This window comes from Ruegeria sp. CDSC002, assembly GCF_059610905.1.
On the sequence record NZ_JBXWOM010000002.1, the window covers coordinates 403,652 to 428,311 of the forward strand.

At 57.4% G+C, this 24,660-nt stretch carries 27 protein-coding genes and 1 pseudogene; 12 read left to right on the plus strand and 16 right to left on the minus strand.

Going from position 1 to position 24,660, the window contains the following annotated elements:
- Window positions 1-26: 26 nt before the first annotated feature.
- Window positions 27-221 (plus strand): DUF1127 domain-containing protein, encoded by a 195-nt coding sequence (locus AC2FJE_RS06025; RefSeq protein ID WP_496760758.1) that lies wholly within the window; start codon window positions 27-29, stop codon window positions 219-221.
- A gap of 61 nt (window positions 222-282) precedes the next feature.
- On the opposite strand, the gene AC2FJE_RS06030 is transcribed toward AC2FJE_RS06025, so the two are convergent.
- From AC2FJE_RS06030 to regB, 10 genes are all read right to left on the minus strand, one after another.
- Complete coding sequence (locus AC2FJE_RS06030) at window positions 283-645, minus strand: Lin0512 family protein (RefSeq protein ID WP_496760759.1); 363 nt, start codon at window positions 643-645, stop codon at window positions 283-285.
- Entirely contained in the window at window positions 642-992 is a 351-nt protein-coding gene (locus tag AC2FJE_RS06035) for a Lin0512 family protein (protein WP_496760760.1), read from the minus strand. Before AC2FJE_RS06035 ends, AC2FJE_RS06030 begins: the two co-directional genes overlap by 4 nt.
- A gap of 91 nt (window positions 993-1,083) precedes the next feature.
- The gene (gene trxA / locus AC2FJE_RS06040) at window positions 1,084-1,404 is read right to left on the minus strand and encodes a thioredoxin (protein ID WP_058275159.1); all 321 of its coding nucleotides are present in this window, start codon (window positions 1,402-1,404) and stop codon (window positions 1,084-1,086) included.
- 59 nt (window positions 1,405-1,463) lie between these two features.
- Window positions 1,464-4,823, minus strand: a complete 3,360-nt coding sequence (addA, locus tag AC2FJE_RS06045) for a double-strand break repair helicase AddA (protein WP_496755515.1) — start codon at window positions 4,821-4,823, stop codon at window positions 1,464-1,466.
- Window positions 4,820-7,747 carry a double-strand break repair protein AddB gene (gene addB / locus AC2FJE_RS06050; RefSeq protein ID WP_496760761.1) on the minus strand — a complete coding sequence of 976 codons (2,928 nt, stop codon included), beginning with the start codon at window positions 7,745-7,747 and terminating at the stop codon, window positions 4,820-4,822. The genes addA and addB overlap by 4 nt, the downstream gene beginning before the upstream one ends.
- A complete protein-coding gene (locus AC2FJE_RS06055) occupies window positions 7,740-8,426 on the minus strand; it encodes a nucleotidyltransferase family protein (RefSeq protein WP_496760762.1) in 687 nt (228 codons plus the stop codon). The genes addB and AC2FJE_RS06055 overlap by 8 nt, the downstream gene beginning before the upstream one ends.
- A complete protein-coding gene (locus AC2FJE_RS06060; protein ID WP_496760763.1) occupies window positions 8,423-9,427 on the minus strand; it encodes an aminoglycoside phosphotransferase family protein in 1,005 nt (334 codons plus the stop codon). The genes AC2FJE_RS06055 and AC2FJE_RS06060 overlap by 4 nt, the downstream gene beginning before the upstream one ends.
- Window positions 9,424-9,897 (minus strand): tRNA (adenosine(37)-N6)-threonylcarbamoyltransferase complex ATPase subunit type 1 TsaE, encoded by a 474-nt coding sequence (gene tsaE / locus AC2FJE_RS06065; protein WP_496760764.1) that lies wholly within the window; start codon window positions 9,895-9,897, stop codon window positions 9,424-9,426. Before tsaE ends, AC2FJE_RS06060 begins: the two co-directional genes overlap by 4 nt.
- A 41-nt stretch (window positions 9,898-9,938) precedes the next feature.
- Window positions 9,939-11,447, minus strand: coding sequence for a PAS-domain containing protein (locus tag AC2FJE_RS06070; RefSeq protein ID WP_282119814.1), 1,509 nt, complete (start codon window positions 11,445-11,447; stop codon window positions 9,939-9,941).
- 85 nt (window positions 11,448-11,532) lie between these two features.
- Window positions 11,533-12,930 (minus strand): sensor histidine kinase RegB, encoded by a 1,398-nt coding sequence (regB, locus tag AC2FJE_RS06075; protein ID WP_058275166.1) that lies wholly within the window; start codon window positions 12,928-12,930, stop codon window positions 11,533-11,535.
- 92 nt (window positions 12,931-13,022) lie between these two features.
- Here regB and AC2FJE_RS06080 point away from each other — a divergent pair, with 92 nt between their 5' ends.
- The 5 genes from AC2FJE_RS06080 to AC2FJE_RS06100 all read left to right on the plus strand — a co-directional run bounded on the left by AC2FJE_RS06080 (window position 13,023) and on the right by AC2FJE_RS06100 (window position 16,053).
- Window positions 13,023-13,643 (plus strand): SCO family protein, encoded by a 621-nt coding sequence (locus tag AC2FJE_RS06080; RefSeq protein ID WP_496755520.1) that lies wholly within the window; start codon window positions 13,023-13,025, stop codon window positions 13,641-13,643.
- 86 nt (window positions 13,644-13,729) lie between these two features.
- Window positions 13,730-14,284 (plus strand): ActR/PrrA/RegA family redox response regulator transcription factor, encoded by a 555-nt coding sequence (locus AC2FJE_RS06085; RefSeq protein ID WP_496755521.1) that lies wholly within the window; start codon window positions 13,730-13,732, stop codon window positions 14,282-14,284.
- A 139-nt stretch (window positions 14,285-14,423) separates the two neighbouring features.
- Entirely contained in the window at window positions 14,424-14,918 is a 495-nt protein-coding gene (locus AC2FJE_RS06090; protein WP_058275168.1) for a lactoylglutathione lyase family protein, read from the plus strand.
- A 92-nt stretch (window positions 14,919-15,010) separates the two neighbouring features.
- Window positions 15,011-15,406, plus strand: a complete 396-nt coding sequence (locus AC2FJE_RS06095) for a DUF805 domain-containing protein (RefSeq protein WP_282119815.1) — start codon at window positions 15,011-15,013, stop codon at window positions 15,404-15,406.
- A 275-nt stretch (window positions 15,407-15,681) separates the two neighbouring features.
- Window positions 15,682-16,053 (plus strand): VOC family protein, encoded by a 372-nt coding sequence (locus AC2FJE_RS06100; protein ID WP_058275170.1) that lies wholly within the window; start codon window positions 15,682-15,684, stop codon window positions 16,051-16,053.
- Here AC2FJE_RS06100 and AC2FJE_RS06105 read toward each other — a convergent pair.
- The gene (locus AC2FJE_RS06105; protein ID WP_496760765.1) at window positions 16,050-16,643 is read right to left on the minus strand and encodes an HD domain-containing protein; all 594 of its coding nucleotides are present in this window, start codon (window positions 16,641-16,643) and stop codon (window positions 16,050-16,052) included. The genes AC2FJE_RS06100 and AC2FJE_RS06105 overlap by 4 nt on opposite strands.
- Before the next feature lie 204 nt (window positions 16,644-16,847).
- Between AC2FJE_RS06105 and AC2FJE_RS06110 the strand changes: the two genes are divergently transcribed.
- From AC2FJE_RS06110 to AC2FJE_RS06120, 3 genes are all read left to right on the plus strand, one after another.
- A complete protein-coding gene (locus AC2FJE_RS06110) occupies window positions 16,848-17,162 on the plus strand; it encodes a hypothetical protein (RefSeq protein WP_282170565.1) in 315 nt (104 codons plus the stop codon).
- 103 nt (window positions 17,163-17,265) lie between these two features.
- Window positions 17,266-18,654: an adenosylhomocysteinase gene (ahcY, locus tag AC2FJE_RS06115; RefSeq protein WP_496760766.1), complete on the plus strand. Its 1,389-nt coding sequence runs from the start codon at window positions 17,266-17,268 to the stop codon at window positions 18,652-18,654.
- A gap of 14 nt (window positions 18,655-18,668) precedes the next feature.
- Window positions 18,669-19,418 (plus strand): extensin-like domain-containing protein, encoded by a 750-nt coding sequence (locus AC2FJE_RS06120; RefSeq protein WP_496755524.1) that lies wholly within the window; start codon window positions 18,669-18,671, stop codon window positions 19,416-19,418.
- Between the two features lie 17 nt (window positions 19,419-19,435).
- Here AC2FJE_RS06120 and AC2FJE_RS06125 read toward each other — a convergent pair whose 3' ends face one another.
- Entirely contained in the window at window positions 19,436-20,083 is a 648-nt protein-coding gene (locus AC2FJE_RS06125; protein ID WP_496755525.1) for a DUF899 family protein, read from the minus strand.
- 198 nt (window positions 20,084-20,281) lie between these two features.
- Here AC2FJE_RS06125 and AC2FJE_RS06130 point away from each other — a divergent pair, with 198 nt between their 5' ends.
- Complete coding sequence (locus tag AC2FJE_RS06130) at window positions 20,282-20,623, plus strand: DUF2853 family protein (protein ID WP_282153670.1); 342 nt, start codon at window positions 20,282-20,284, stop codon at window positions 20,621-20,623.
- A gap of 213 nt (window positions 20,624-20,836) precedes the next feature.
- Here AC2FJE_RS06130 and AC2FJE_RS06135 read toward each other — a convergent pair whose 3' ends face one another.
- The 4 genes from AC2FJE_RS06135 to tsaD are packed head-to-tail and all read right to left on the minus strand — an operon-like array spanning window position 20,837 to window position 23,586.
- Window positions 20,837-21,259: an EVE domain-containing protein gene (locus AC2FJE_RS06135; RefSeq protein ID WP_109313844.1), complete on the minus strand. Its 423-nt coding sequence runs from the start codon at window positions 21,257-21,259 to the stop codon at window positions 20,837-20,839.
- The gene (locus AC2FJE_RS06140; protein ID WP_058275177.1) at window positions 21,259-21,528 is read right to left on the minus strand and encodes a YciI family protein; all 270 of its coding nucleotides are present in this window, start codon (window positions 21,526-21,528) and stop codon (window positions 21,259-21,261) included. The genes AC2FJE_RS06135 and AC2FJE_RS06140 overlap by 1 nt, the downstream gene beginning before the upstream one ends.
- 1 nt (window position 21,529) lies before the next feature.
- Entirely contained in the window at window positions 21,530-22,492 is a 963-nt protein-coding gene (locus tag AC2FJE_RS06145) for an NAD(P)H-dependent glycerol-3-phosphate dehydrogenase (protein WP_472722472.1), read from the minus strand.
- Window positions 22,489-23,586 (minus strand): tRNA (adenosine(37)-N6)-threonylcarbamoyltransferase complex transferase subunit TsaD, encoded by a 1,098-nt coding sequence (gene tsaD / locus AC2FJE_RS06150; RefSeq protein WP_496755527.1) that lies wholly within the window; start codon window positions 23,584-23,586, stop codon window positions 22,489-22,491. Before tsaD ends, AC2FJE_RS06145 begins: the two co-directional genes overlap by 4 nt.
- A 96-nt stretch (window positions 23,587-23,682) precedes the next feature.
- Between tsaD and AC2FJE_RS06155 the strand changes: the two genes are divergently transcribed.
- Both AC2FJE_RS06155 and AC2FJE_RS06160 read left to right on the plus strand, forming a co-directional pair.
- Complete coding sequence (locus AC2FJE_RS06155; RefSeq protein WP_496755528.1) at window positions 23,683-24,396, plus strand: uroporphyrinogen-III synthase; 714 nt, start codon at window positions 23,683-23,685, stop codon at window positions 24,394-24,396.
- 54 nt (window positions 24,397-24,450) lie between these two features.
- A pseudogene (locus AC2FJE_RS06160) lies at window positions 24,451-24,660 on the plus strand (hypothetical protein); the annotation flags it as partial.

Sequence of the window (24,660 nt, forward strand, 5' to 3'; positions counted from 1 at the left end):
CTGTTTCAGATACAAGGACTGGGAACATGGCAACAACTGCAAACATCCATGCCCCACTCGGAGCAGCTACCATCCTGCACGTAGTGGATGCATTCATCAATGTCTTCGACTCCGCTGTTGAGCGGTACGAAAACCGCAAGACGCGCAAGATTCTGTCGGGTCTGAGCAACGCACAGCTGGAAGACATCGGTCTGGCGCGCGCGGACATCGCAAAAATCTGATCCCGCAATCAGAACCAGAATTTGAAGCAGCCGCCCGGGTATCCGAGCGGCTTTTTCTTTGTCAGCTTTGCACGTATTTACCAGCCTGATCCGGCAAAAACGCCTCGATCGCGGCTGTGGCGATGACATGGCGCGTGCCAGCGGCGTCATCCACGACATCCAACCCGCCCTTGACGGCCCGCACTTCGGCGCGGCCCCTTGGCAGATCAGCGGCGACCTTGTCACAGTCAACCTCATCAGGTTGTTGAACGGCAATGGTCACCTGAACCCGCATCTCCTTGTGATCGATTCCAAGCTTGGAAAACAGCGTGATCGACGAATGATGCAGCGCGTCCTGCACGGCGCGACAGGCGGCTTTGGTGTAGTCCTGACCATAAAGATCGTTGCCGGTGCCCATTTCCAGAATGATGCGTTTTTCGGTCATTGGGCGGGCTCCATATCGAATGAAACGATGACGGCGGCGTTGGCGATCACGGTGCGGCCATCGGTGTGGGGTTTATCAATATCCAATCCGCCCTTGGTCACAGTGATGTTAGGCTGGCCATAGGGAAAGATCGCCTTCAGCGCCTCGGTGTCGACCTTGTCGGGCTGCTGTACACCCACTTCGGCGTCAATGATCATCGCCTCTTTCGGAAAGTCGAACAGCTCGGCCATGTTTACTGAGTTGTGCCACAGCGCATCCTTGATAGCCCGCAGCGCAGCCTCGGTATAATCCTCGCGCCGCAGGGATGTGCCCATCCCGAATTCCACCAGAACCCGTGTTTTCGCCATTTGCTTTCCCTGTATTGATGGCCCAATTGAGCCAGTCACAAATAAGGGCGCCCGAATTCGGACGCCCTTGTTCAATACCGATCACATCGGATCAGATGGATTCGTCGATCCAGCTTTGCAGTGCGGCTTTGGGGGCCGCACCGGCGCGGTTCGACACAACCTGACCGTCCTTGAAGATGAACAGAGCAGGAATGCCACGCACACCCATGGCGGCAGCGGCGTTCGGGTTGCTGTCCACGTCTACCTTGGCAATTTTGATTTTGCCGCCGTATTCGTTGGCCAGTTCTTCCAGAGCGGGGCCGATTTGTTTACAGGGGCCACACCATTCGGCCCAGAAATCCACCACAACGGGGACATCAGAGTTTTTGACTTCGGCGTCAAAGGTATCGTCGGTAACGGCAACGGTCGACATATTCTGTCTCCTGAATGGGGTATCTCGGGAACAGAACGTAGGGGCCGGGCAATCCAAGGTCAAGATATCTGGGTGCGCGACAGGGCGTGCGTCACAAGATCGTGTGGCAGCCACATCAGATCTGCTTTTCTGGTCCATAGGATCGCGGTGCGGATTTCGTGGTTCGGATAGACCTGCGACAAGGCGTTGGCATACGCCCCCATCTGTCGCAAAAGCCCCTCAGGGCATGTCTCTGCACTGTTGGGAACCGTTGCATTTGTTTTGAAATCAATGACCTGAACCTCGGTATCGGTGACGATCAATCGGTCGATCACCCCGTGCATGCGGCGTCCGTTCAGGTCGGCTGTCACGGGCACCTCAGCCAAGGCGCCGGCGGCAAAGACAGGCCGAAGATGCGCCGCAGTCAAAACGTCGCATGCCTCATCCATCAGCTCTTGCCGTTCCGCGTTCTGCATATCGGGCAGAACCCGCGCGCAAAGCTGCGGCCAGTCTTCCCGCGTGACCGAAGGCAAGTGTTCCAGCAGCAGGTGCAATCGTGTGCCGCGCAACTTTGCCACTTCTTCGTCGTGACCTGCATCGCCGGGCAAAGCCTTGGCGCCGCCCAGATCTGAAGGGCTGAGCGTTTCCGCTTCGGGCTCTGGTGGTGTGGCGGGAGACAGGAACGGGGCTGGCAGGTCCGTCACGGCAGTTGAGGTCTTTGCGGATTCAATAATCGGTGATGCATCCCAATCCCCGTGCGACAATCGCAGAGAATCTGAGCCGGGAAGCGCCACCGCCCCTGCCCGTTCCATCGCAGCCTGAACCATCTGATACCAGCTGGTCCCATCCTTACCGACATCGCCGGCAGCCGCCACGACTAACCACTTTTCAGCTCGTGTTAGAGCCACATAGAGCAAACGAAGCCGCTCATTTTCTTCCCGCGTTCGGGCTTCGTCGCGCGCACGCGCAATCAACGCCGGGGACACGTCAGCCGGAACTTTCCAAAGCGGTGTGCCTTCGGCCACCATGACCTCGGCATCACGCGGAGCTTGCCGTTTGCCCGTATCCGGCAGGATCACAATCGGCGCCTCCAACCCCTTGGAGCCATGCACGGTCATCACCCGGATCATGTTGCCCACACCGCTCATCTGCCGTTTGATTTCCAGATCGTCAGTCTGCATCCAGACCAGAAAGCCTGTCAGGCTTGGGATATCCGTGCGCTCATAGGCCAGCGCCTGCGACAGCAACGCGTTGATCCCGTCTTCAGCCTCGGCTCCCAGCCTGCCCAGCAGTTTGCGCCGCCCGTCGTGGCGGGTCAGGATACGTTCAATCAGATCGTAGGGGCGCAGAAAGTCGATCTGCCCGCGCAAGTCGTGCAGAACAGCCAGTGTTTCAGGGTACTCTTCGGCGCGTTGACGCAGAGCGGCCCAAAGGAACTGTTCCTTGCGCCGATGCGCCAGGTCGAACAGCTGCTGCTCGGCCCAACCGAACAGCGGGGATTTCAGCACAGTAGCCAGCGACAGGCTGTCCTCGGGCGTGGCCAGAAAGCTCAATAGCGCGGCCAGATCTTTGACCGCCAATTCCGCGCCGACCTTAAGCCGGTCTGCCCCGGCGATCGGTAGGTCAGCGGCCTTGCAGGCCCGGATGATCTCGGCAAACAAGTCCGAACGGCGCTGAACGAGGATCAGGAAGTCCCCCGGCTGAACCTTCCGCCGTACAAATGTGCCGGGCGTTTCGCCATCCTCAGGGATCGTTTCGCCCTGTTCGATCATTGCCTTGATCGACTGCGCCACCTTCTCGGCCAGAATGACAGTGTGATGCCGCGCGCCAGGCCGATCTACTGGATCGGTCCAGTCAGCATCGTCATCCTCTTCAACCTTTTCGACCACGGGCCACAGGTCCACGCGGCCCGGCAGATCCGCCTTGAACGCGCGGTGCTGGCTTTCCTTGTGAAATCCGGCTTTCGCTCGGTTTTCGAACAGGATGTCGACCAAGGACAAGATCGCGCTGGAGGATCGGAATGAGTATTCTAACGTGGAATCCCACAATTTAGAGCCTGATTCAGAGAGCTTCCGCCCAAACTCTGCCTGCATCAGATCGAATGCCTGCGGATCGGCACCCTGAAACGAATAGATCGACTGCTTTTTGTCACCGACCACGAAAATCGTGCGTTCAACCCCGGACCGGGCCCCTTCTCCGCTGGTAAATTCCTGCGCCAGTTTTTCTACCACGTCCCACTGATCGGGACTGGTATCCTGCGCTTCGTCCACCAGAATGTGGTCGATGCCGCCATCCAGTCGGTACAACACCCATTCGGCAACCGCCGGATCATTCAACACCTGCCGTGCACGTAAGATCAGGTCGTCAAAGTCTAGCCATCCGCGCAGTTGCTTGCGCCGCTCATATTCCGGCAAAAACGCCGTCGCGAAGCGATGCAGCACCATTGTCTTGCGCGCGGCCACCAGGGCCAGCCGATGTTCGCGCGCGGCCTCCACCCGCAACATCAACGCTTCGAGCTGGGGCATCTTGCCCACCAGCGCCCCTTCGCGCAGGGCTTTGGTCGGGAAACTGTTGATTTTAGCCGTGAAGGGTTCTTTGGCGGATTTTCCGGTCAAAAGCACGCTTTCCAAAATAGGTAAGCTGCTAACCCGGGCCTCGGTAAATGCCGCAAGCTTGTCGGCCGCCTTGGCGTTATTGCCGCCACTTTCGGAAAGCACCGGCAGAATCGACCTGATCAATTCCACCTCGCCGCCCAGAAACACACGTCCTATTAAAGCGTCTTCATCGAACCCGTCGGCCAGTTCAAACCGTTGCAGCACATCGGCCCATTCCAGCGGCTGCGCAAACAGGTTGCGTTTCTGGGTGATGGCCGCGGTAAGTTTGTCGAACCCGGTATCGGTGACAAACCGGGCGACATCTTCGATCAGATACGCCTGCGGACCTGCGGCGAAATCTTCGACAATCTCTTCACGCAAAAGGGCCGCCGCGCGGTCCTCCATCTCTGAAAATTGCGGGCTGACCCTGGCTTCAAGCGGGAAACGCCGTAGCAGTGAAGCGCAGAACGAGTGGATCGTCTGGATCTTCAGGCCACCGGGTGTTTCGATGGCGCGCGCAAACAACGTTCTGGCCTGTGCCAGCCGTTCGGGGTCGATAACACCCGGAACACCCAGATCGGTCAGTTGGGAAAGAAGGCCGACATCATCCTTCATTGCCCATTGTCCGAGGCGATCAAACAACCGGTTTTGCATCTCGCTGGCGGCGGCCTTGGTGTATGTCAGACAAAGGATATGCTGTGGCTGCACGCCGCCCAACAACAGACGCGCCACCCGATCAGTCAGAACCCGCGTTTTTCCAGAGCCTGCATTGGCCGCCAACCAGGTCGAGGCGTCGGGCCGCGCGGCCTGTACCTGCCGCTCGGTTGCGTCGTTGCGAGCGCTCATGTCAGGTCCTCAGGCGTTGTGTCATCAGTGCGGTCCCATTCCCCGAACCGCGCCAGTTGATCGTAGTCACCCACATCCGAATCCTTGTGCAACATTCGACGGGATGAAAACCCTTGATCAGGCTCTAAATAGGCAGAAACCAACTCTTTGAGCTCGGCCAGAACCTTGTCTGGCGGCTCTTTCGCCAGCGGTGCGGGTACTTCTTTGTAAGTGCCGCCCATACCAATGAAAATCGCCTCGGCCACGGGAGAAGGGTCGAAACCGTCGATACCGCCCTCTTCGGCCATCGCGGCTTCGATAAGCAACTGTTTGTCGAACTTGGATTGCTGGCTTTCCGTTGGGGGCGCCCCTGTCTTGTAGTCAACTATCCGTAATGCACCGCGCTTGTTGCGATCTATCCTGTCGGCGCGCCCCACGATGGTGAAATCCAGAGGCGTTAGCAAAAGTTTCACCGCCGCCTCGAAGGCGACTGGTCCCCCGTCCCCTCGCCGCGCGATTTCAGCGGCCAGAAAGTCATCCGCGATGCGTTCCAAACGCGCCAGCCACAATTTACGCGCTGTGGGCCACGCAACGTGTTGATCCAACAAGGTTTCCGCGCGTTTCAAAAAGTTTTCGCGGGTCAACAAGGCGGTGTCCAGAACACTGTCTTTGACGAAATGTTCCAGAATTTCGTGGATCACGATCCCGCGCAACAAGGCATCCGGCGCTTGCACCAAAGGGTCCAGCGGTTTCAGGCGCAGCACATGTTTGGCGTAAATCGCATAAGGATCGCGAATCAGTCGTTTGATTTCCGTCACGCTCAACCGGTTCGGGCGCGATGCCACTGGCGGCCGCGGAGATGGGCGCGTAGCCGGTTCGATATGCGGCGCGATTTCAAGCTGTTCCGCCCATTGCAGCCATTGCCGGCCTTTGTTGCGCATTTCTGACAATGCCTCAGGCCCGCCCTGCCCTGGCAAGCCGTGCAGCAAGTTCGAAAGGCGGTTCAGCCAGCGTGACGGAACGGTTTCTGCGTCATCGGACCGCTTGGCGCGGGTCAGCCAGACCTCGGGCGCGCCGATGGCTTGTTGAAAGTCATGTGCCGACAGGCCGATCCGCCGTTCGGGCAGCAAAAGCCCGGCCTTGTCGCGCATCTGGCGGTTCAGCCAGGGGTCTGGCGCGGCGGCCTCGGGCCAGCTGCCTTCATTTAGGCCGCCCAAGATAAGCAAATCTGCCCCTTGCACGCGCGCCTCGAGCGTGCCCCAGATCATGATGTGTGGATGCGGGGCGTCGCGATCCCGGACCTCCTCGCCCGCGAGCAAAGCACCCAACAGGTCGGCGAAATCATGGGCGGTCATCGGGCCGCCGTGTTGTGCCTCTTTTTCCAGTGCGCTTAGGACGCCTTGCGCCTTTTGGCCTGCGTTCTTGTCCCAGAGCGTGCCTGTTTCCCCTGACGCGCCCGCCGAAATCGCCTCGGCCAAGATGCGCAGCCTGGCAACCCAATCCGTCAATGGGAGTTGGCCCGCGATCTGTTGATCGCAGAAATGGGAGTTTAGCCAACGTACCCAGCCCTCGGGAACTTCTTTGCGGATTGCAAAAGCGGTCAGGCTGGCGCTGTCCGGGAAAGGCGGGCCATGTCGGCGCAAATCTAGTTCAAGGTCCCGCGTATGCAGCAAATGCGCGCCGCGCTCGTCACCATCATGACACAGCGGGTGTTTCAGAAGGGTCAGCAATGCCTCGCCATCCAGACGCCGTGCGAAAAGCCCCGCCACGTGACGCAGAAACCGGCCGGGCGGCGATAGTTGCAGCGGTAGACCAGCGCTGTCATCGGGAAGGATGTTCCAGTGATCTAAAGCAGCGCTGACTTGGCGGGTCAGCATCCTGTCAGGTGTGATTAGCGCGGCAGTTTGGCCGGTTTCGGCTGCCTGGCGAAGGCGCAGTGCGATGGCCAGGGCCTCGGACCTGGGCGATTGCGCCTCGACCAGTGTCACGTCCTTTGTGGCGCCATCCAGATCGGTCAGTTGCGGGCCTTCGGACATCCAGGCATCCGTGATCGGCGCTGGGCGTAAAGCCAGCGAAACCAAGCGGTTGCGAGCAGGCGAGGGTGGTTGATCACCCGTCCAAGGCATGACCTGATCCGGCTCTAAGCCAAGCTGAGACATCAGTTTGCGGAACCGGTACTGCGGGTGATCTTCCGATGTCAGCGCATCGTCCAACCCGCGCCAAACGCGGTCGGGCTGATCGAAATCGTAACCCGGCAGGATCAACGCGCCTTGCGGCAGGCGCGCGACCGCCTCCATCAGCATCAGAGTGGTTCCGCGAGACCCGGTTGACCCGGCAAGGATAACCGGATGCTGCGGCGGAGCGACTTGCCAACGTTCTATCAGGTTTTCCACCACAAGCCGCTGCCGGGCCTGAACATCCAGCGCATCTGGGCCTGAATCTATGATTTGATCGGCAATTCCGATGAACTTTTGCGCCCTTTCCCAATGCCCGGACATGTCACTGACATCCAAATTCCGGATCGCGTCGGGCGAAACACCTTCGCCCTGCATCTCATCAATCAACGCGGCTAGGCTGTCGGACAAGTCAAAAAGTGAAGACCGTGCAGCCAGATCAGGCTGTTGTTCCAACAGCTTAGAGATCAACTGCGTCAACTCTAACCTGCGCCGCAGCGGTGGAATCGCCGGAGGTATCTGCGAAAGATCGACGCTTTCCCCCAGATCGGTAACCAGTGAAAGACGCGGCAATAGGCACGCCGGGCCTTGGTCAAACAGGTCGCGGACGCGCCGGGCCATACGCCTTGTATTGACGACCAGTTGAACGCGCGCCAGCATCTCGGGCGGATGCGCTGCACTGCGATCTTGCAGCCCCTGAACCAGCATTTTTGGGAAGTCCGAACCGGGCGGAACGGCAAAAACGCGCGGAGCTGGGCTGGGTTCAAACATCGGCAATCAACCCCTCGGCTAGTGCAATCCCTTCGGGGTGGCCGACATCGCACCAGCGACCGGGATAGGTGAGGGCAAACAGACGATCCTGCCGCTGCAACTGGTCCCATAGCACGTTAAGTGAGAACGCTTTCTCAGGGATATCCATCAACCCTTCGGATTTCATGATCTGCGCACCGCCATAGATCAAATTGCCGCCGCGCACGATCCGTCCGTTCTCATCTGCTGTGAAGTCGCCTTTGCCGATGTGCCCGACAGTCTGATCCACCGGTACACACATCAACAGCGCGTCCATGTGATCGGGATTCCACGCCTCGCGGAGCATCGTCAAAGGGTTCGGTCCTGACCAGATCGCGTCTGGGTTCAGGGTGTAAACCGGGTGCGATCCAAGCAGGGGCAAAGCGGCGCGTATTCCGCCGCCAGTCTCAAGAATCTCCGGCGTTTCATGGGAAAGCAGAACACCTTTTGGGACTAGATGAGCTTCGAGCTGATCTGGCAGATAATGTAGGTTGGCCACGATACGCTTTGGTTGCAGGGCATTCACCAAATCCAAAGCGTGATCAATCAGAGGCCGGCCGGCGACCTTGATCAGTGGTTTGGGCCGATTTTCGGTCAATGCGCCCATACGGGTGCCAAACCCGGCTGCAAACAGCATGACGGCTTCGGGGTCTTGGGTCATTTCTGTCGGAGCCTGTCCAGATTTTCAGGGGTGGGTGCGGGCAAGGCCTCGCGCAACAGATTGGCGATGGTTACCAGTGCGGGATGTTCCAGATCCCGCATCAGGTGGGCCCAAGTCGCCGGAATCAGATCGACATAGCTGGGCTTGCCGTATTCGGTTGCCAGCCGGGCAAAGACGCCCAGAATGCGCAGATTTCGCTGAGCACCCAACACCGCATAGGCGGTGCGGAAGTCATGATCATTCACCCCAGTCGCCACGATATAGCGATTCACCATTTGCATCTCGGTTCCGAGTGACACATCGCGACGCACATCCTGCAACAAAGATACCAGATCATAGGCCGGATGGCCCAGCATGGCGGTTTGAAAGTCCAACAAACCAGCGCGCTGAACCCCGTCGCGATCCGGCAACCAGATCAAGTTTTCAGCGTGGTAATCGCGCAGCACAACAACTTTGGACCCCGAAGTTTCCCGGTGCAGAATGTCCGAGAACCGGTTTTCAAATCGGTTACGCGCATCGGCGTCGTGCGTGCCCTGCACGGCCTGCGCGTATTTGGTAAAGGACAACGCGGCCAGCTCGGTCATCAAACTCGGATCATAGGATCGCAAAGAAAGGCTTGGCGCGTTGTACAGGTCGATCAGAACATCCGTCGCGACCTCATAAAGCGCACGCTCCATGCTGGGGGTCTGCGCAAGCACGCGCGCGAAGAGGTCATCGCCGAGATCTTCGAGCAGCAGAAAGCCGTAATGCGTATCCTCGGCATAAATCTCGGGCGCGCTCAGACCAAGGGACCGCAGGTATTCGGCCATGCGGGCAAAATCTTCGACATTTTCTGCCTTGCCCGGAGGTGAATCCATTAACACCGCCGTTTTGCCGGTTTCCGGATCGGTTAGCCGCTCGTACCGACGGTTCGAGGCATCCCCAGCCAGCGGCGCGTGCTTTGCATTTGACCATTTGGTCTGCGCGATCAACGCTTCGGCCAATACCGCGCGGTTTGTCATGCGGGAATCCTTAGTTTCACGGGCCATTTCGGGTCTGACCAGCGAAGGGTCAGATGGCGTGCTTCTGTCATGTTGGGGTCTGTTTCGAAGGATATCTTCGCCGCAGACTCCGGCATCAGCGGGCCCAGTTTATCCGGCCATTCAATCAGACAGATTGCGGTTTCGAAAGCCTCGGTCAGGCCCAGTTCTTCGACCTCCTCAACCGCGCTCAGGCGGTACAGGTCACAGTGCCAGATTTCCCCGACCGGCGTGTCATAAGCCTGAACCAAGGTGAAAGTCGGCGAAGGCACATCTTCGGGCTCGATCATCAGCGATTGGATCAGGCTGCGGGCAAAATGGGTCTTTCCGCTGCCGATCTCGCCCTCAAGCAACAAGATGTCTCCAGATCTCAATTCCGCACCGAGGCGGGCAGCGAATTCTGCTGTTTCCTCGGGCGAATTCAAAGTGATCGTGCAGGGCGAATTGGTCATGGCGCCACAATGGCCTTGCGCCCGGTTGGCTGCAACCCGGTTCAGGCGCTGATTTGCTGCGCCTCTTGCCGCATCAATGCATCCCGATCCACCGAGAAACGAACTATGGTGGCCCCGTTCTGCATTGGGCTGACCGTGCACAACACCTGGATACCGTTTCGCAGATAGATCACGCCCGACCATTCCGCGCGATTTTCCCGCGCCTCTACAAAATCGCGAATTTCGCCAAGGATCGGTGTCGCGGTGCAATGTTCCTGCCAGCTTTTGGTCACCTCAAGAACGGAGTCCGCGTCAAAGCCTGCGTCGCCTGTATCACCCCAAAGCTGTTGGTAGGCGAAATTGGTAAAAGCCAGCGTACCATCGTCACTGAAGACGGCGATGGCATCGGCCAGTTTGTCCAGAATGGATTGCATCAGATCCATTTCTGACCGGAACCGGCGGGTCAGAGTGATCTCGGCAGTGATGTCCTCAAACAAAAAGGCAACTGCTCCGTCCGGGTGCGGGCGCCCACTGACCGAGTAAACCGAGCCGGAGGGCAGGGACCAAGTTTCTTGATAGTTCCCGTCCTCTGCCGCTTCTAGAAGGTCGTTCATCTGACTACGCCAGCTGCGGTAATTCTTGGGCTCGGGCATCATGTGCTGATCCCGCAAGCGATCGAAAAAGCTGGACAGGCTGGGGCGGCAGCTTAGGAAATCCGGGGGCAGGGTGGTCAGGTCGATCAGGGCCGGGTTGAACAATGCCAGTTGGCGGTTGCGGTCAAAAATAGCCAGCCCGATGGGCAATTGCGCGAAGGTCTTGGTCATGGTCTGAACGAATTTGCGCTGCGCCACCTCCGCCTCGACGATTGCGTTGATGTCCACGGCATAAGACAAGTGCCCTTCGGGGTGATCTACTAACGTCAGATCGAACCACAGCTTGTTTTCACTGAACTCGGAGGAAATTGAGACCCGCGCCTTTGCACTTAGCCGTTGGTCGGCATCGGGGACCGGAAACAATGGTGCGGTCAGGTCCGTGTCCTGATCCCGTACTTTGCGCACCAGCGAAACATAAGCAGCATTGCACCAGCGCACATCGCCCTGATGATCCAACAGCCAGACAGGGTAGGGCGCTTTTTCCATGGCAAGGCGGTTTGGATCATTTGATGCGATTTGAGTTATCGAGGGGCAATCGGTACGGTCGCGCAGCTGAACGCGTACAATTCCGTCTATCCATTCGCACAGAACATCGCGTTCAACCGTGCAATCGATGGCCGGGATGACCAGGTTGCCTTCACGCCGGACCTGATCAGGTGTTTCGGGGAATGTTGGAAAATCTCTGTGCAGCAGCCGGCACAGATCGGCCCAATCACGGACCTGCTCGAACCCTTCCAACGCGATGTCCGAGTGACTGATAAGCCGGTCACCATCAAACAGGAATGCCGCATCAAACAAGGAGGCAGGTGAGGACAGCCCAAAGTTGTCCCCCCGTTCCCGCCTGCGCGGCAACAGCCACTGAACGGCAAGACTTGCTGAAACAAGGCCGATGATGGCCAGAATGATCCAGTCGACCATGCGCCCTCCGGTGCGCGAAACCAAGAAGCGGTACTATGCGCCTTAATAGTTAACGGGGTCTTAACCAGTGTTAGCTCGTGTCAGATCAGGTTTGGAAACGCTGGTTTACACCCGAAGGCACAGGCGTATCACCGGTTTGCGCATCCACAAGGTTACGGGGCCAGGTCACCTTGACGATCGCACCCCGGCGTTCGGGGTTATCCGACAGGGTTTGGTATGGGTCCGATCCGTTGGCGAAATCCAGCTCTGCTCCGCTGCGTTCAAGCAGCGTTTTGGCAATGAAAAGACCCAGACCCATGCCTTCATATTCCGGACGGGTCCTTTTTTCGGTCTCGCTGCGGCGGCGGCGCATGAAGGGATCGCCGATCCGGCCGATCATCTGCGACGGATATCCACGACCGTCATCCATGATGCTGACGGTGATCTGTTTGGTGGACCATTCCGCCTCGACCCAGACATTTCCGCGCGAAAAATCCACCGCGTTCTGGATCAGGTTGCGCAGGCCGTGAATGATCTCGGGCTTGCGCAGGATCGAGGGCTGCTGCACATCGCCATCCTCGGCCGGGCCTTCGAAGAAATGAACGGTCTTGCCTCGGTTGATATGCGGCTCGGCGGCTTCATGCACCACGGTAGAAAGCGGGGCTTGACGCAGATGCAGGTCGTCTTTGCCCGCCCGGCCCATGTCTCGCAGGATATCGCGGCAACGGTTCGCCTGTTCGCGGATCAGGGCGGCGTCCTCGATAAGGTCGGGCCGGTCATCCAATTCCTCAATCAACTCGGAGCTCGCCAGTTTGATCGTTGCCAGCGGCGTGCCCAGCTCATGCGCGGCGGCGGCGACCACGCCGCCTAGATCGGTCAGCTTCTGTTCGCGTGCAAGCGCCATATGGGTGGCGGCCAGCGCTTCGGACATAGATTGTACCTCTGAGCTGACGCGATGCGAATACGCGCCCAGAAAGACAATTGCGATGACGATTGCGGCCCAGTTTCCGAACAGTAGAATATCTGGGATGTCCAGTTCTGCCCCCAATGCGGTGCGCAAAGGCAGGTGGAATTCGGCCAGAAGAGTTGTCAAGGCAATGGCAACGCCGCCGATTATCAGGGTTGACCGGGTGCTCATGACGCTCGCGGATATCGTGACAGGCCCCACCAGCAACAGCGCAAACGGGTTGTTCAGCCCGCCTGTAAGGTACAGCAAAATGGTCAGCTGCAGCAGGTCGAACAGCACCATCAGGAAGTTCTCGAACTCGGACAGGCGCTTGTTGCGGGGAAACAGCAGAATTGCAGTCAGATTCCCCATGACCGAGACGCCAATCGCCAGATAACAAAGCGTTGCGTCCAGCTGGATGTCATAAGTTTGCTGCGCGACGGTGATCGCTGTGATCTGGCCGAAAATGGCCACCCAGCGCAACAGGATCAGGGTGCGCAGCCGAATCCAGCTGCTGCGTTCCTGACCGCGCCATAATGTGATGTTGGAATTTGCCATCGGTCGATTATGTCCTGTTGCATCGGCTGAACTTCTTGATAGGTGTCCCGGCCGAAACGATCAACAACCCCTCTTACGTCAGGATTGATGTCATGGTCCGTCTTTATGCCATCCTCGCAACCGTTGTTCTTGCCGTGGGCCTGGGGGCCATGTGGCTGCTGACGCGCGGTGCCGGATCAGATGACAAGTTCGCACAATGCCGGACCAGTCAGATTGCTGGCGGAACGGCGGCCATCGGCGGGCCATTTGAACTGCTCAACGGCAGGGGCGAAACGGTCACCGACACCGATGTTATCACCGAACCGACGCTGGTATATTTCGGCTATACCTTCTGCCCCGACGTCTGCCCGTTCGATATGTCACGCAATGCCGAGGCCGTGGACATTCTGGCCGAGCGTGGCCAGTCCGTGACGCCCTTGTTCATTTCAATTGACCCGGATCGCGATACGACCGAAGTGATGGCCGATTATGCCTTTAACCTGGGCGGTAAGACTATCGCGCTGACCGGCACGCCTGAGCAGGTCAAGGCCGCCAGCAAGGCCTACAAAACTTACTACAAGGCCCATGACAAAAGCGATGAGTACTATCTGGTAGACCACTCGACCTTTACCTATCTTGTCACGCCCGAGGATGGGTTCATCGAATTCTTCAACCGGGACGACACCGCCGAGCAGATGGCCGACAAGGTTGAGTGTTTCCTCGACAAAATCTAGAAAACGACGGGTTGTTTGACCTTTGGGATGGCGCTGCTATTACTCATGGTTAAGCCAAAGGCGTGAAATAGCGGAAAGAACAGAATATGGCGGACAGCTCTGAACTCGACATCGGCCCCGATAAAACGCTGCTTTTGGTGGACGATGACGAACCGTTTCTGAGACGTCTGGCAAAAGCGATGGAAAAACGCGGGTTCGAGGTTGAAACCGCAGGTTCCGTCGCCGCAGGCCGCGCCATTTCCACCGCCCGCCCGCCCGCCTACGCGGTCGTTGACCTGCGTCTCGAAGATGGCAACGGTCTGGATGTGGTCGAAGTTCTGCGCGAAAAGCGCCCCGACAGCCGGGTTGTGGTCCTGACCGGATACGGTGCGATTGCCACCGCCGTTGCTGCGGTCAAGATCGGCGCCACGGATTACCTGTCGAAACCCGCCGACGCCACGGACATCACCAACGCGCTGCTGGCCAAGGGCGATGAACTGCCCCCACCACCAGAAAACCCCATGAGTGCGGACCGCGTCCGTTGGGAGCATATCCAGCGGGTCTATGAGCTGTGCGACCGGAACGTGTCCGAAACCGCACGGCGCCTGAACATGCACCGTCGGACATTGCAACGGATATTGGCGAAGCGCAGTCCGCGTTAAATCTCTTCTGGTCGGACCAAAGCGGATCTTTGCTTCGCTCTGGACGTGGAGACAGAAACAAGCGCACTATTTCGGGGGTATCGGCAAGGGTTGCTGATGCCCTTTGTCTTGTTTGCTGCGGAACGAGGAGTCTCTAAAAATGTCTGCACTAACCTTTTCACACATCGGAGTAACCGTTCCAGACCTGGAAAAAGCGGTAGAATTCTATTCTAAGGCATTTGGACTCTATGTGCTTATGGAGCCCACCGAAGTGCTGCATGACGATAGTGCCATAGGTCAGATGTGTGACGATGTTTTTGGAGAAGGCTGGGGTTCATTTCGGATTGCTCATCTTTCGATGGGGGATGGAATAGGTATTGAACTCTTCGAGTTTCCAAACACGATCGAAGAAGAGAGGCCGTTCGAATATTGGCGTCGCGGGTTGTTCCATTTTTGTGTTCAGGACGACAACCTTGAAGAACGGGTCAAGATCATCGAAGAGCTTGGTGGAAAACAGCGAATGAAGCAGGTTCGCAAATACTATCCTGGCGATAAACCCTATCGCATGGTCTACATGGAAGATCCGTTTGGAAACGTATTTGAGCTATACAGTCATTCTTATGAACTAACCTATTCGGCCGGGGCATACGCGTGACTTGTTTGTTGGCAGACCACCAACCTGGTAGTTTCCGTGTTAAATAATTTGAAATAGTGATATGTGAATGCCGTCCAATTGCGGAGGATTGCATGAACAATCTCACGACTGCATTTCGAAGGGCTCTGTCAAACTACGCCAAATTCAATGGGCGTTCTTCGCGACCGACATTTTGGTGGTGGGTTCTGGCCGTTCTTCTCGTTCTTCTGGTGACGCGAATAATTGATGGCGCTTTGATCGCTCCGATGCTCGGATTTGGGGTGTTTGAGCCGAACGCCGGACAACCGCTTTCCGTTTTGGTTTCGCTTGGGCTTTTGCTTCCCAATCTGGCAATTGGAGCCAGACGTTTGCACGACATCGGACGAACTGGTTGGTGGCTGTTGATTGGCTTGATTCCGATAATCGGAACTCTGGTCCTGTTGTACTTCTACATTCAGCCAAGTGAGAGTGGTTCAAACCAGTTTGGAGAACCCGACGTCTTCCCCTGATTTGAGGGGTGAAAGTCGTCGTTTCAGGCTACAGTTTCAACAGCAGTTCTTCGTGCCGTTCAGTGTATGCCTGCCACACCTCTGTCGGCGGGCGCAACGTGATCCCCAACCCCTCCATCAGCGCTTTGTCCGGCCGCCCAAAACCCTTGAATGCCCTGGCCCAGGAAAAGTCTGCAATAGTGCGCCGGTCCTGACAGTTTAGTTACTTGATACCAGTTCCACTTTGACCGAGGTTCGGGCAGGGAATTCATCTTTCGTCACAATGGAGTAAATCAATGATCGGCTATGTGACCATCGGCGTTTCAGATTTGGAGCGTGCCAAAAGTTTTTATACGACACTGTTTGCCGACAAGGGCGCAAAGGTTGTGATCGACGCTGGGCGCATCGCTTTCATCGGCAATGACCCATCAGCGCCAATGCTCGCCGTTTGCACACCCTACGATGGCGAAGCCTGCGAGACCGGTAATGGCGGAATGGTTGCATTTGCAGCTGACTCTAAGGATGAGGCTAAGGCGCTTTACGAGAAGGCAATCAGCCTTGGTGCCACAGATGAAGGAGAACCTGGCCAGCGCGTCCCTGATCGGTTCTACGGCGCTTATGCTCGCGATCTGGACGGCAATAAGCTGTGTTTTTACGTCTTCGGCTAAAGCTGCGTCAGCAGAACCATATGACGTTCCATATACGCCCGCCGCACATCAATCGGCGGGCGTAACGTGATCGCCAACCCCTCCATCACTGCTTTATCTGGCCGACCAAAGAATTTGGTCGCCTCAGCCTCAGAAAACCCAGCAATCTGTGTCGCCTCCATCCAGGCGCTGATCTTGTCGGCTTTTTTGATCTGCCGTTTCACTGTTTTCGGCACCTTCGCCGGCAGGCCGAACCGAATGTGGATGGCCGCTGCCAGCCGGTCATCCAGCGCGCCGTAATCCGGGCCAACGGCGGATTTTACGGGCGAGATCATATCTCCGATCACATATTCCGGCGCATCGTGTAACAGCGCGGCCAATCGCCATTTTACCGGGGCTTTGGGTGCAATCCGGCCGAAAAGCTCTTCAACCAGAAGGGAGTGCTCGGCCACGGAATAGGCAAAATTACCTGCTGTCTGACCGTTCCAGCGGGCCACAAAGGCCAGACCGTGCGCGATATCTTCGATCTCGATATCCACGGGCGTCGGGTCCAGCAAATCCAGTCTGCGACCGGAAAGCATTCGCTGCCATGCTCTGGGTTGTGTTGCCATTCTGCCATGCCTTGTGAAGTAGGACACGTTAACTTCGCGCTTTTGTGCTATGATGTACCTGTCTGGATCACAGGCTGCCAACAATTTCTTGAGCTTTCGTGCTTTGAACCTGCACGTTTTGATCCCGACATATGGACTGAGGGGGGCGTACTCCTTTCAGTTGTGCCCCTCTCGTACTGAAACGCGTATCGAAAGGAGCATGTTATGTTCAAACGTCTATTTGCTATAACCCTGACCTTCGGCATGGCCGCCACTGCGCCGCCTGCCTTCGCCAAAAGCTGTGCACAGCGCGAACATGTGATCGCCAAACTGCAGGACAGTTATTCAGAAGAACTGGTCTTTGGCGGATTGCAGAAAACGCGGGGCGCACGGGCTGTTATGGAGGTTTGGACCTCGAAGACAACCGGAAGCTATACTGTTCTGGTGACCCAGGCGAACGGCATTAGTTGTATTGTCGCCGTTGGCACAGATTTTTTTGAAGCGATACCAAAGATAGAGCTAAAGGGTGAACCAAGTTGATTTAGACGGACTGTTTATCCCCTTTCCGGCCATCCACGTTGCCACCTGCCCCTAGGAGTGCTAGGGGCTGCCCGGACTGTGATTTACCGGAATGGAGCACCTGATGGCCGGGGACTATATCGTCAAAGACATTACATTGGCCGGGTTTGGCCGTAAGGAACTGGACATCGCCGAAACCGAGATGCCGGGCCTGATGGCTTTGCGCGCGGAATACGGTGAAAGCAAGCCGTTGAGCGGCGCGCGTATCGTCGGTTCGCTGCACATGACCATCCAAACGGCTGTTCTGATCGAAACACTGGTCGCGCTGGGCGCGGATGTGCGCTGGGCGTCGTGCAACATTTTCTCGACTCAGGACCACGCGGCGGCAGCAATTGCCGAGGCTGGCATTCCTGTCTTTGCCATCAAGGGCCAGACGCTGGAAGAGCATTGGGATTATCTGGACAAATCCTTCCTGTTCGACGATGGCCCAAACATGATCCTGGACGATGGCGGCGACGCGACATTGTACATTCTTCTGGGTGCACGTGCCGAGGCGGGTGAGGACATCATCGCTGTTCCGACATCCGAAGAAGAAGAAGTCATCAAAGCGCAGATCGCCAAACGTTTGGCGGCATCCCCCGGCTGGTTCACCAAGATGCGCGACCAGATTCAGGGCGTGTCCGAGGAAACCACCACCGGCGTGAACCGCCTGTATCAACTGGTGAAAGACGGCCAACTGCCGTTCCCGGCGATCAATGTGAACGACTCGGTCACCAAGTCGAAGTTTGACAACAAATACGGCTGCAAGGAATCGCTGGTTGACGGCATCCGCCGCGCCACTGACACCATGATGGCTGGCAAGGTTGCCGTGGTTTGCGGTTACGGTGACGTTGGCAAAGGCTCGGCCGCGTCGCTGCGCGGTGCTGGTGCCCGTGTGAAAGTGACCGAAGTTGACCCGATTTGCGCCCTGCAGGCCGCGATGGACGGTTTCGAAGTCACGTTGCTGGAAGACGAAGTCGCATCGGCCGACATCTTTATAACCACCACCGGCAACAAGGACGTGATCCGCATCGAGCATATGCGCGAGATGAAGGACATGGCCATCGTCGGCAATATTGGTCACTTCGACAACGAAATTCAGGTGGCCAGCCTGAAGAACCACAAGTGGACCAATATCAAGGAACAGGTGGACATGATCGAACTGCCCTCGGGCAATCGCATCATCCTGCTGTCCGAAGGCCGCCTGCTGAACCTCGGCAATGCGACCGGTCACCCGTCTTTCGTGATGTCAGCCTCGTTCACCAACCAGGTTCTGGCGCAGATCGAACTGTTCACCAAGGGCGATCAGTACAACAACGACGTCTACATCCTGCCCAAGCATCTGGATGAGAAGGTCGCGCGTTTGCATCTGGATCGCATCGGCGTGAAGCTGACCAAGATGGATAACGAGCAGGCATCTTACATTGGTGTGAAGCCCGAAGGCCCCTACAAGCCGGAACACTACCGTTATTGAGTGCGAAAGAACGCATGAGCAAACACACCGGACGCCGCCGATTCCTGTTATCGGCGGCGTCTTTTGTTTTTAGTATCGCCGTTGTAGCCATCCTGTTCGGAGGGGGCGGATGGTGGTTGTTGGCGCACCCGGAAACACCCGTGCCATCGCATTGGAACCCTTTGCGAGAGCTGAAAATCACCGCGCCGGTCACGCCAATTACCCGGTTTCAGTTTAATCGCGCGCTGGCGAATGAAGTACAGTGCCGCGCCGCCTTGGCCGACGCCGGCGCAAACTTTGAAGCGATGGATGATCTGATCGTGGATGAGAATTGCGGCATCGCCGGGCGCGGTCTGTTGTCCGCGCTGGTGACATCGGGTGTAAATGCGGTTGAAACCAGTTGCGCGACCACTTTGCGGCTGGCCATGTGGGAACATCATGTCGTTCAACCCACTGCGAGAGATCTTTTGGGCACGCAGGTCAGCCGATTGCGGCATGTGGGCAGTTACAATTGCCGCCAGATGCGTACCGCTCAGGGTCAGAGCAGTGGTTGGAGCAGCCATGCCAAGGCGGATTCCATTGATATTGTTGGTTTGCAATTTGCTGATGGGCGCAGTCTGACCTTGCTATCCGATTGGGGCGCCGAAGGACCTGAGGGTCAATTTTTGCGTCAGATCTGGCGCGGCGCATGTGATTGGTTTCGTGTGGTATTGGGTCCTGATTTCAATCACTTGCACGCGGACCACTTTCATCTGCAGGGTCCCGGTTGGGGTTATTGCCGATAGGTCACCTTGACGGGTATTTAACGCAGGGACGGAAAGAAATCTCCGCGTCCTTGTGGTGTGAAATCCAGAATATTCCACAGGGGCCACGCCGCATCCACATGCCGCGGATGCCAGTCACTGGGTTCGAAGAACAACTCGGAACTCCAGAAATGGCTTATGCCGTCCGCATCGCGCTGAAAGACGTTCAGGATCGGCAGTTGGCTTCCATCCTCGGCCTCGGCCAGATAGTCGCGCTGATAGTCTGTGCCCAATGCAGAATAAAGCGGCAGATCATCCCACGACATTTCCGCTTTCAGCGCTGCCAGCCTTTCACAGGTGTTTTGCGCCACGACCGCAAAGGCGATTTTCTGCGATAAATGGGCGACCTGTCCATTCAACCCGTCCAGAAAGGCAGAACACATCGGGCAAGGTGCCTCTGCATCCGGCCCGTACATAAGCGAGTATATAGCCAAGGTGTCATGTGATCCGAACAAAGACGACAGCGGTGTCGGCGCACCCTTGTCTGACCGGAATGCATAGTCCCGCGGAACTGCCCCGCCTTTGGGCAAACCGCGGCGCAGCTTTGCAACATTTTCAATCTGAGCCCGCAGTTCAGCCTCAGCCGACAGCAAGGTGTTTCGTGCGGTTCTGTATTGCGAAGTTTCGTTGGGTAGCGACACAGGCATTGTAGCCTCCTGGTTCTGGAACAAGTAACATATTTAACCTTATTGTTAAATAAAGGGCCATCAAAATCAAGCCTCAGATCAGACCGGCAGGGTTTAGGGGGAATGCCGCTAATTTTTCCCTTTGTGCAAATTCCCGCTCCCGTTACCGTGTCTGCGGCGCTGGTATGGCCAAAAACGAGTTTCAACCGGGAGATAACCATGGGAAAACGCGACGACCTGATCGCTAAATATGCCGAGGACCTGAAGTCCAAATGCGGTATGGACGCAGATATGGATCTGCTGACCAAAGTCACAATCGGCTGTGGCCCTGCAATTTATGACGCCGACGCATCGACTGTCGCGGCAACTCAGGAAGGTGAGTTGGAAACGGTCAAGAACAACTTCCTCATCAAAAAGCTGGGCCTGTCGGACGGACCGGAACTGATGGAAGCGATCAACAAGGCACTGGAAACCTATGGCATGTCCGAGCGTAACAAATACCGCGCCGTCGTGTATTACATGCTGACCAAGCACTTCGGCAAAGAGGCTGTTTACGGCTGATCCCGCCACACCTTTTTTGCGGCGCCCGTCAGATCCCTGGCGGGCGTTTCCAATTTTAAATACTTGCCGTTTGAACTGCGCCGTAATGATCGATTAGTGTCAGCATGTGACCAGGACGGTCAGAGCCAAAATTTCCATACGCGTGTGGTGAGTCGGGAGCACGCGGGGTAGGGAAGGTTCTGCATCTGTCAGGGCCTTCCCTTTAATCTGTTATTAAGTAGCCTGCGTGCCGCCCAGATCGCAGATCACCTGCCATTCCGCCTCGCTGACCGGCTGAACGGACAGGCGAGAGTTTTTGACCAACACCATTTCCCCCAAACGCTCGTCAGCCTTGATCTGGTCCAGCGTGACGGGGGTTGCAAACGGGCGAACGGCCTTGATGTCCACGCATTCCCAACGCTCATCATCCGTGGTGCTGTCGGGATGCGCCTCGGCGCAGACCTCGACAATTCCGACAATCGCCTTGTCCTTTTGCGAGTGGTAAAAGAACCCGCGATCGCCAACTGCCATCTGACGCATGAAATTGCGCGCCTGATAGTTGCGCACGCCGTCCCATTCTTCGCCCGCATCCCCTTTTGCAACCTGCTGGTCCCAGCCCCAGGTCGATGGTTCGGATTTGAACAGCCAGTACGCCATCAGCCTATGACCTTTTTCCACGCAATCAGGTCAACCGATTGGAACAACCCGGCTTTTGCATAAGGATCGTTGTCCGCCCAGTTTTGCGCTGCGGCCATGTCTTCGACCTCCAGAATGATCAACGAGCCGATCATTGCGTCGCCGTCCAGCAGCGGACCCGCCTGCGCAACGACACCCGTTTCCTCAATATAGGCCAGGTGGGCAGCGCGATTGTCCAGCCGGGTTTGCAGCGCGCCGTCTTTGTCACGGGCGATGAGAGCGATCAGCATATTATTCCTCCTTCAGGGGTCGGTTGAGCAGGGCTCGGATAGCTTCGGTCACACTGTAGGCGCCACTGCTAAGGTCCGCCACCGTTGTACTGATTGGCATGTCCAGCCCCTCAGCAGTGGCAATTTCCGTCATGGCCCGCGCGGTGGCGACCCCTTCAACGGTGGTGTGGGTATCGAACTGGATATTCCGACCCAACGACAGGCCAAAGCGATAGTTTCGGGACAGTTCAGACGAACAAGTCAGGACCAGATCCCCCAATCCAGACAATCCCATCAGAGTGTCAGGTCGCGCCCCGCGCATCAGCGCAAAGCGCTGCATTTCTGCAAACCCGCGTGTCATTAAAGCGGCGCGTGCGCTGTCGCCCAACCCGGCCCCGATTGCAGCGCCGCATCCGATGGCCATTACGTTCTTCAAGGCGCCGCCAAGTTCCGCCCCAATCATGTCGGTGGTTCGATAAAGGCGCAGGTTGGCAGTGGTCAGGTCGTGTTGCAGCGTCAGACTCAGCGAGTCATCTGCGCAGGCCAAGGTTAGCGCCGTTGGTAGTCCGCGTGCAATGTCGTCGGCAAAGCTGGGCCCGGTCAGCAGGGCGGGTCGCGCATCCGGGATCGTTTGCTGGATCACTGAAATCGGCCCAAGCCCGGACGATAGCTCGATACCCTTGCAGCACGCCACCAAGGTTTTTCCGGCCAGATCAGAGGCCTGCGCTTGCAAGGCATCGCGCAATTTTTGCATGGGGACAGCTATCAGCAGAACATCAGCCTTGGTCGCCTGATCGATGTTCGATGTCACCGTGATATCAGCAGGTAAAGCCACGCCAGGCAAACGCTGAGTGTTTTCACGTTCTGTCTGTATGTGCCGGGCCTGATCCGGATCCCGTGACCACAGCGTAACCGGCCCGTTCCCGGCCAGTGAAATGGCCAGGCTCGTTCCGAATGCGCCAGATCCCAGAACCGAAACGCTCATGCCTTGGCGCCTTTCTTGCCGCCGCCCAGCATTGCGGGGCTGGTTTTATCCAGCGGCCAGCGTGGACGGGCCGTCAGGTCCAGCCCGTCGCGTGCGCCCATGCGAAACCGTTCCATCCCGGCATAGGCGATCATGGCGGCATTGTCGGTGCAAAGGTTGAGTGGTGGTGCGGTAAAGCGCGCGCCTTTTTCTGCGCAAACAGTCTCTAATGCGGACCGAATGGCGGTATTGGCGGCCACACCACCTGCGACGGCAATAACCGGCTCTGTAGGGTTTTCCTCAAGATACCTGTCAATCGCACGGCGGGTTTTCTCGGCCAGAGTATCGACGATGGCTTGCTGAAATCCGGCACACAGATCAGCGCGGTCCTGACGGGTCAGGCCGCCCTTTTCGGCAACAATCTGATCCCGCATCCGCATCAACGCGGTTTTCAGCCCCGAAAAGGAGAGATCACATCCCGGCCGATCCAGCAGAGGTCGGGGAAACCGGAAACGCTTGGGATCGCCAGAACATGCTTCGGCCTCCACAGAGGGACCGCCGGGTTGCGACAGGCCCAGCAGGCGGGCGGTTTTGTCGAACGCCTCGCCGGGGGCATCGTCGATTGTGCCGCCAAGGCGGGTAAATTGCTCGGGCCCGTGCGCGATAAGGTACTGGCAATGCCCGCCTGAAACCAGCAGCATCAGGTAGGGAAAGGCGATGCCATCCGTTAATCGGGGCGTCAGCGCATGACCCGCCAGATGGTTTACGCCGATCAGAGGAAGCCCGGTCGCGGCACTCAGCCCCTTGGCGCACATGACGCCGGACATGACCCCGCCGATCAGGCCGGGACCCGCAGTGACGGCGATCGCATCCATATCGGCCAGTGTCAGTCCTGCAGCCTCTAACGCCTGCACCGCGCAAATATCCAGTTTTTCGGCATGGGCCCGCGCTGCGATTTCGGGCACGACCCCGCCGAATGCGCTGTGCAGCTCGGTTTGACCGTGAACAATAGACGACAGAACCTCGGCACCCGCACCATCGGATTGGCGCACAACAGCAGCGGCCGTGTCATCACAGCTGCTTTCCAATCCAAGAACGGTAAGTGTTTGCACCATAGGCCTGATCCGTTGCATCATGACACTCAAGCGGGGTATCACCCTGCGCGGACGCAAACAATCCCAAGGCCGAAGGCCCCGCCATTGTATTTGTTGATGACCCGCCCTCGCGCCGCCTCTGAAAGGTTTGTGGCACAGCTGTCGGACCGCGTCAGGTCGCGGGTGGATGTCATCTATTCTCCGATCCTGGAAATCCGACCCCTGAGGGTTGCGGTCGAAACGGACGGAATTCGCGGATTGATCTTTACTTCGGCCAGCTCGGTCAATGCCGCCGCGTCGTTGGGCGTTAAACCCGATCTGCCCGCCTATTGTGTTGGTCCGGCGACCACTGGAACCGCCAAAGGGGCTGGATGGGATGCATTGATGGTGGGTAATACCGCCGAAGAACTGGTGGCCTACCTGTTGAAGCACCGGCCTGAAAGCCCATTGCTGCATCTCAGGGGTGAACATACGCGGGGAAATGTTGCCGGGCGTCTGACCGAATCGGGGCTGACGGTTCACGAACAGATTGTTTATCAACAGCGTTTGTTACCGCTGACATCCGAAGCGGTTGCGGCCACATCCGGTGACAGACCTGTTCTCGCACCGCTGTTTTCGCCCCGAACGGCGCGACAATTTGCCGAAATTTGGACCGGAACCGCGCCCTTGTGGCTGGTTGCCATTAGCGAAGCCACGGCCGAGCCCCTTTATTCCTTGGACTATGAGCGCCTGAAGATCGCCAAAGAGCCGACACCCAAGAAAATGCGGAAAGCCGTGAAAAAGCTTGTCAAACACGCGATGCGGGTTGAGCGTGGAGAGACCACTGATTAACTTAGAGCGGTCTGTTATTCATATGAAATTGGATTCGATAAGGGGAACGTCGCGGTGGCTCGTAAGAAAAAAACCGATCAAAAGCCGGTGGAAGACCCCAAGTCGGACGAAACAGTTGAATTCACCTCGCAGCGTGATGAGACAGTCGTTGACGCGGATGAGCCGCTAGAAAAGGCCCTTTCCGAAGCCGAAGCCGAAGCCGAAGCCGAAGCCGAAGCCGAAGCCGAAGCCGAAGCCGAAGCCGAAGCCGAAGCCGAAGCCGAA